The organism is Myroides sp. LoEW2-1 (assembly GCF_009767705.1).
Lineage (GTDB): Bacteria > Bacteroidota > Bacteroidia > Flavobacteriales > Flavobacteriaceae > Flavobacterium > Flavobacterium album_A.
In genome coordinates, this window is the sequence record NZ_WSPP01000148.1 from 1 (window position 1) to 6,979 (window position 6,979).

General features: G+C 32.4%; 7 protein-coding genes. 1 reads left to right on the forward strand and 6 read right to left on the reverse strand.

Annotated elements, in window-relative coordinates; all coding sequences use genetic code 11:
- Nucleotides 1-231 precede the first annotated feature (231 nt).
- The gene (locus GOQ24_RS09340) at nucleotides 232-423 is read left to right on the forward strand and encodes a hypothetical protein (RefSeq protein ID WP_160339542.1); all 192 of its coding nucleotides are present in this window, start codon (nucleotides 232-234) and stop codon (nucleotides 421-423) included.
- A gap of 64 nt (nucleotides 424-487) precedes the next feature.
- Here GOQ24_RS09340 and GOQ24_RS09345 read toward each other — a convergent pair whose 3' ends face one another.
- The 6 genes from GOQ24_RS09345 to GOQ24_RS09370 all read right to left on the reverse strand — a co-directional run bounded on the left by GOQ24_RS09345 (nucleotide 488) and on the right by GOQ24_RS09370 (nucleotide 6,778).
- Nucleotides 488-2,551, reverse strand: coding sequence for a type IA DNA topoisomerase (locus GOQ24_RS09345; RefSeq protein WP_160339543.1), 2,064 nt, complete (start codon nucleotides 2,549-2,551; stop codon nucleotides 488-490).
- A gap of 11 nt (nucleotides 2,552-2,562) precedes the next feature.
- Complete coding sequence (locus tag GOQ24_RS09350) at nucleotides 2,563-3,882, reverse strand: DUF3945 domain-containing protein (RefSeq protein WP_160339544.1); 1,320 nt, start codon at nucleotides 3,880-3,882, stop codon at nucleotides 2,563-2,565.
- A 97-nt stretch (nucleotides 3,883-3,979) separates the two neighbouring features.
- The gene (locus tag GOQ24_RS09355; protein WP_160339545.1) at nucleotides 3,980-4,279 is read right to left on the reverse strand and encodes a helix-turn-helix domain-containing protein; all 300 of its coding nucleotides are present in this window, start codon (nucleotides 4,277-4,279) and stop codon (nucleotides 3,980-3,982) included.
- 113 nt (nucleotides 4,280-4,392) lie between these two features.
- The gene (locus tag GOQ24_RS09360) at nucleotides 4,393-5,136 is read right to left on the reverse strand and encodes a hypothetical protein (protein WP_160339546.1); all 744 of its coding nucleotides are present in this window, start codon (nucleotides 5,134-5,136) and stop codon (nucleotides 4,393-4,395) included.
- Nucleotides 5,137-5,264: 128 nt separating this feature from the next.
- Entirely contained in the window at nucleotides 5,265-5,483 is a 219-nt protein-coding gene (locus GOQ24_RS09365; RefSeq protein ID WP_160339547.1) for a hypothetical protein, read from the reverse strand.
- A 44-nt stretch (nucleotides 5,484-5,527) separates the two neighbouring features.
- Nucleotides 5,528-6,778, reverse strand: a complete 1,251-nt coding sequence (locus tag GOQ24_RS09370; RefSeq protein ID WP_160339548.1) for a DNA cytosine methyltransferase — start codon at nucleotides 6,776-6,778, stop codon at nucleotides 5,528-5,530.
- Nucleotides 6,779-6,979: the final 201 nt, after the last annotated feature.

The window sequence follows — 6,979 nt, forward strand, 5'->3', positions numbered from 1 at the left end:
TTTCATAGGGGATTATACCTATGAAAATGGTCATGTATTTAGAAATAGTTAATTAATTGTTTTTCAATTAGTTTAAATAACAAGCAGTTATCTGAATCAGAAAACTGCTTGTTTTACTTTATTAGTTTTAAACAGATTTAAAATTTATTTACTTTTGTTTCTTCATTACTTAGTCAAATAAGTAAAGCTAAGTCTGTGCTTCTTATCTTACTAAGCAGTAATACAAAAAATATGAAAAGAATTAAACAATTAGGTATTTTAACCTTGACAACTTTACTTTTAGCATCTTGTTCTGTACATGTAAAATCACATGGGAACAATGATGTTCCTCCTGGACAAATGAAAAAAATAACAGGATCAAAGTCAGCTAAGGCTTATGCTCCTGGACAGCAGAAAAAACATGCTAAAAAGCATAAACACTAATAGATATAAATCAAAAGGAGTTACCTGACTTTTAGATAACTCCTTTTGATTTATTTAATTTTAGTTACTTGTTTTTAAACTCAAACCCAATAGTACAATCTTCTTTTAAGATAAGGTAAGCATCAAACTTCTTCCCTGCTTTACTAATTAGTCCTTTTAGGAGTTTGGTTCTTCCATTCTCTAGTAAATCTGTTATATCATCTACTGAAAGTTTAATTCCGCATATCTCTCTAAACAATATCCAGTTGCAATCAGGTTCTAAACATTTTACTACTTTTTCTCTTAGTTGAAGAGTATGCTGTTTACACTTAGAGCAGGATAAATGAGCTGTTTCATTAACTGGTTTAATAGCTAAAAGCTCTGTTGTTATCTCTGTGGTATAATCCTCTATCTGTCTATGAAAATCTTCTATATTGGTCTTGTTCTCTTCAATGGCTTTAAAAGCAGATTCCCATTTAGCTGTTAACAATACATCAGAGATAAGTTTGTCTTTGACTATCTCATATACTTTAAGACCTTTGTCTGTTGGAACAAGTGACTTTGCTTTTCTTGTAATATACTCTCTTTTTAAAAGCGTTTCGATAATAGAAGCCCTTGTAGCTGCTGTTCCGATTCCAACTTCTTTAATAATACTCTGAAGTGATTTATCTTCTACTTCTTTAGATGCGTTTTCCATAGCTGATAAAAGTGAACTCTCTGTATATAAAGCTTTTGGTCTTGTTGATTTTTCAAGAGCAATTGATTCTTTAATTTTTAGATTCTCGCCTTGTTGTAAATCAGGTAAATCTATTACTACCTCATCAGTAGTAGAAAGTTCTTTTCTTACCTCTCTCCATCCAAGTTCTATTATTGAAGAAGACTTAAAACTAAACTCATAATCCAAACTACTTAAGGTTACCTCTGTTTGCTTTTTTACACAAGGTTCAAATACTGTTTCCCATACTCTTTGAGCAATCAAATGATAAATGCTCTCTTCTTTAGCGTTAATCGCTGAAGGAAGTCTATCTGTGGTTAATAGTCCATGGTGATCTGTAACTTTTACATCATTTACTATCTTCTTATTAAGCCTTGCCATCTTTAGTTTTAGAAGCAGGTTACTATATCTACTATCATCTGAAAGAACCTTTAATAAGTTAGGAACCTCAGCCCATAAATCCTCTGGAATGTATTTACTCGAAGTTCTTGGATACGTGATAAACTTCTTTTCGTACAGGCTCTGAGCAATGCTGAGAGTCTCATCTGCAGAGAACCCAAAGAGTTCATTGGCTCTTTTTTGAAGTGAGGTTAAATCAAAAAGAAGTGGGGACTCTTCTCTTATTGTTTTGGTTTCTACTTTTTGTATTTTAACCTCACTTTGTTTGTCAATGAGTTTTAAAGCTTGTTCTGCTTTTTGTTTATCTTCCCATTTATCAGTTGAGAGCGATTTAAATAGTATACCGTCTTTTTGATGAATAAGTTCTATTTGATAGTACAATTTCTTTTTAAAAGAAGTATGCTCTAAATACCGTTTACAGATAAGACTGAGGGTTGGTGTTTGTACTCTACCGAGAGAATACACCGAATCATTCATTGAAACAGTAAGTGCTTGAGAAGCGTTTATACCAACAAGCCAATCCGCTCTACTTCTACTATGTCCTGCTCTAAAGAGTCCATCAAATGTGCTTCCTTCTTTAAGATTGTGAAGTCCAACTCTTATAGCTGTTTCAGTTAGAGAACTTATCCAAAGCCTTTTAAAGGGTTTAGTACAGCTTAGGTATTGAAGAATATATCTAGCAATTAATTCTCCTTCCCTACCTGCATCAGTGGCTATGATAATCTCCTTACACGCTTTAAAGAGTGTATCAATTACTTTAAGCTGTTCTAAAGCTCCAGGATCTGAAATATACTTTTTACCTTTTTTAATCTTTCTTGGAAGTAACAAATAAGACCTTGGTAAGATTGGCAGAGCTTCTCTTTTAAAACCCTGAAAACCATAGTCCTCAGGCATAGCCAGCGATACTAAATGTCCAATAGCCCAGGTAACACAGTAACCGTTTCCTTCAATATATCCATCCTTTTTTGTTTTAGCTCCAACAAGCATTGCTATCTCCCTAGCTACACTTGGTTTTTCTGCAAGAATTACAATCATAGTCTTTAGCTTTACATTTTACGTCCTTTTGATTTTTTAGGCTCATCTGCTTGCTTTTCTGACTGTGATTGCGCCTTTGATTGTTCTTGTTTATTTGGATTTTGAAACGAAAAATCAGCTTGCTTAGTTTCTTTGTTGTACGTCACATATCCTTGATAAGGATTACCTCGTTTATCAATCAAATCCTTAATGTAAATTGGTTTGCCTTCCAATAAATCGCTTTGCTGTTTTTCGGTAAGTTCTTTACCTCTAAAGGTTTTCAGATCATCTGACAGTTGGGATTGGTTTTGAATTTGATTCTTCGCTTGACTTTGTTTATTGGTATTGTCAAACAAAAACTCAATATGCCCTTTAGCTGCGTTAAACTGAATTTCAGCATTAAATAAATTCCCTTTAGCCGAGGTCATGCCCTCTACAAGTAGTGGTTTACCTTCTTTTAAAGTCTGAAGCTGCTCTTCACTTAAAACAATGCCTTTTACCTCTTGTGGTAATTGCATCTTTTCAACTCTAGTAACAACTAAATTATTGGTGAGCCTGTCCACGCTCACAACTGATGGAATCTTTTCCTTTGTTGTTGGATGGGTAAGCTCCACTACCCTACCCATATTACCAGTTTTTAAAAGGTTGTGCTTATCCTGCTTTGAAAACTCATGTCCATAAAGTGGCACATTGAGATTAGGGTATTTCTTTACCCCCTCTAGTGCCATAACCACTTTACCTTCTTCGTTTTTCTGTAGAGAAAGCCTTGCATCCAAAGAAAACACCGCAGAACCTAAATCTAAATTTACAGCTACTAAATCCTTGGTTTTATAGCCTTGCAAAAGTGGTTCTAATAAATCCATCTCCTGAAGCTTCTCTTTTGAAAGCCCCAATCTTGAAAGTGAATCCCAATCAATGTCTTTAATATCAAATTTATTAGAGCTGTACTGCCCCTCTTCTTTTGTTGGTTCAGCTACTTTGTTTTCTTTCTTTGGTTCCTTACCTACTTCTGTTATTTGGTGCTTTAAAAACAGTTCATGAGTAGGTCCTGATTGATTGAGTTCTTTTTGCATTTGATTAGCCATCTTGATGGTCAAAAGCTCCGGAACTCTAAAGAAAGTAAACTGCGTTGGATTTTTAAGTTGGCTGAAAAAATTAGAAAAGAAGTTTGAAAAAAAATCTCCGTTACGATCAACTTTTAAAAATTGATTTTGATTCTTTTTAGTTGCTGGAACTGTTTCAAGTTTACCATCTTTATCTAATCCCTTTACTACTTGAATTCTATTCTTTGTTTTGTCATTAACAAGAAGCACATCATGCTCTACTTGTCTTTGGGTGGTTTCTGTACTCATAATACATAGTTTTAAATGATTAAAAACTTAAAACTAAAGCCAAGAGACCTTGATAAGTAAATAGCATGCTTTAATGGTTACTCTTGGCCTTTAGCTGCTATTTACTTCTTCTTACTGGGTTTTTAAAGCATTCTCTGATAAACTGATTGACATCGGAGCGTTTGTAATAGAGTTTACCACTAATGGTATAATAAGGGAGTTTACCGTCTGATCGGTAACGCTGTAGTGAGCGTGGACTTATTTTAAAAAGACTCATTACATCTTGACTGTCTAAAAGCTCTTCTCCATCTATAGTTTGAGATTTTATAGGGAGGTCTTTTATATGTTCTGATAGATGATCGAAGCGTGTCATAATACGCTCCATCCATAAAAGGAATTCTGTGCGATCTATATTCATAATGTTAGAATTTAATGGGTTAATTAAATTTGTTAGCTAACATTACAAATGTGCAAAGCTTGGCAAGATAAATCTGCCAAGCTCTGCCAATGGGTATTTATATTTCTTTTTTATTATTTTCCTGATGGGATAAATTTTGGGGCTGCTTTGCCTATTTCCATACCCCAAGGAAAGTTCATTGCTGCAAAATAAGCAATTGGCATTGCTGCTCCTAAAAAATCAGTTTTAGCTTCATCTTTAACAATTTCTCTCCAAAACCATCTATCACCTCTATTAGATTCTTCTACAAGTAACAATCCTACAAGTGTTATTGCTAATACTCTAGCAGGATACTTTATATTTTTTATTTCTAGCATTTGAAAAGAAGAATTATTCGTTTCTGGAAAATGCCTATTTACAGTTTCAATACAAATCTTTAAATATTCATCTAAAGTTTTAGGAATAAAATTATTATGAATAACTTCTTTACTTAAAGTTGACACATCTGGTATATTTCCAAGAATTGTGAATGAACAATCTGAAAAAAAAGGAAGCAAATCAAAATTTCTGCTTTTTGCCCAATCGATAAGATTATTTATGATAACATCATGTCTTGGGCTTTTGACTTTACCTCCCTTTTCATCAAATAACGTTAAAAATAAATCATGTTGATGGTTATCATGCTCATCACAAAGTCCACTTAACCTACTTATCATAATAGTATTTGAACAATTCAAGTACTGACATGTTCTATAAGTTTTATTATAGTTCAACTTATTAGGATTCTTTTTATTCCTTCCTGTTGTTCCAATATCCTCTATTTCAATAGACCAATTTGTTTTACTATCAGTAAATTCTATCTTTGGTATCAATGCCATTATTGAATTAATTATATTACGTAGATGTAAATTTTTTTTAAAAATACAACAATAATCACTTTAATTAAACTATTTTGTATTATATTCAAAAATGAAAACTCAATAAGTCCTATTTATTATTAGTTTATTTATTCTCTACCTTCTTCAATTTGTCTCAACATAATTTCTCTACCTTCCTCAATAGTCATAATATTACCAAACTCATCTAAAGAATCCTCATCTTTATAAACCCCATTTGGGTCATTCCAACTAAGCCAGTTTATTAACTGTTCTCTTGTCCAAGTAGAGATTTCTTTTTCAAGCTCTTCTTTAGGTAATTCAGTTACTCTATGGTTAGGGTGTTTCATTATATTCTGTTTTAACTAGTTAGATCTAATTTATAAAAAATAAACTAAGAAATTCGTTCTATTAATACTTTTCCTATTTTCTCAATAATTCCAACAACTAAAGCATTACCCATAAAAAAAGCACGTTTTACATCAGTTGCTTCTTTTGTATGGTTTTCAGGAAACATATTTAACTTTTCTAATTCAATAGGAGTTAAACGTCTTAATTTACCCGAAGGAGTTTGTACAACATGTTTAAAGCGTGATGGTGCTTTACCACCTTCCCCTGTAATTATAGTCCTTGATGGTTTATTTAAAGCATCTGGAAAAACCATTGAACCCTCTGAATAATTATAAACGAAACCTAAAGCTTTATTTATTCTTTGCTCATTCTTACCTCCTTTTAAGTAATTCCATTTATCCATATCTTCCTCAGAGATAAAATATTCTTTAGGAACATTTTTTTCCTCTATTAAAATATCTTTTAGCACTGTAAATGGTCCGTTGTAATCTGGCAAAGATTTAAAAGTAAACACCTTACGTCCCACCATCATTCCTGTATTTTCAAAAGGACTCTCTGCTATACCTTTATTTACATTAAAAAGTTTAGTAACCATTTCAAGATCACCTTCTATTTCAAAATTTCTTCCTTTTGTATAATCAGTTACAGCAGGAAAAGCTTCTGCTATTATTCCATTAGTAAGCAGCCATTCTTGATCATTGGCCTTTATCATATCTTGATAAATCTTAGAACTCTTATGATAAGCCATTATAAATGTACGACGTCGTCGTTGTGGAAATCCATATTCAGCAGCGTTTATAACGCGCCATTCAACAGCATATCCTAAGTCATCCAATGATGCCAACATAATAGCAAAATCACGTCCCCTTTGCTTAGCAGGTGATTTTAACAATCGGTCAACATTTTCTAAAAACAAGTACTTAGGTAATTTGTCTTCTTTCTTATTTAATATGTTGTAAATAGACCACCAAAGCACACCTTTTTTTCCTTCAATACCACCTGCTCTTTTTAATGTACTTGCTACAGAATAATCTTGACAAGGAAAACCTCCAACTAATAAATCATGATCTGGTATTTGTTCAAAAGATTCTTCAATTACTCTTTCAATATCTTCATTACAATGAGCAGTATCAGGAAAACGTAATTTATATATATCAGAAGCTGGCTGACTCTTAGTCGCAGGCTCCCACTGATTACTCCATTCAATAGAATATTTACTAGAAGCTTGTTTTAATCCCAAATGAAACCCTCCAACTCCTGCAAATAGCTCAACAACCCTTATTTTTTTTGTCATTTTAAATAGTTAAATGAATAAACACAATTAGAAAAGGAACAAATATCTCACTCCTATTCCTAATATGAAACTTGGGTAAAAATACTATAATTAGATTGATTTTAGAAATAAGTATTTCTTTAAAATATGATAAAACATCTAACTACTTAAATAGTAAATGCTTGGTTAATTTTCATTAACCAAGCATTTATACTCTATACT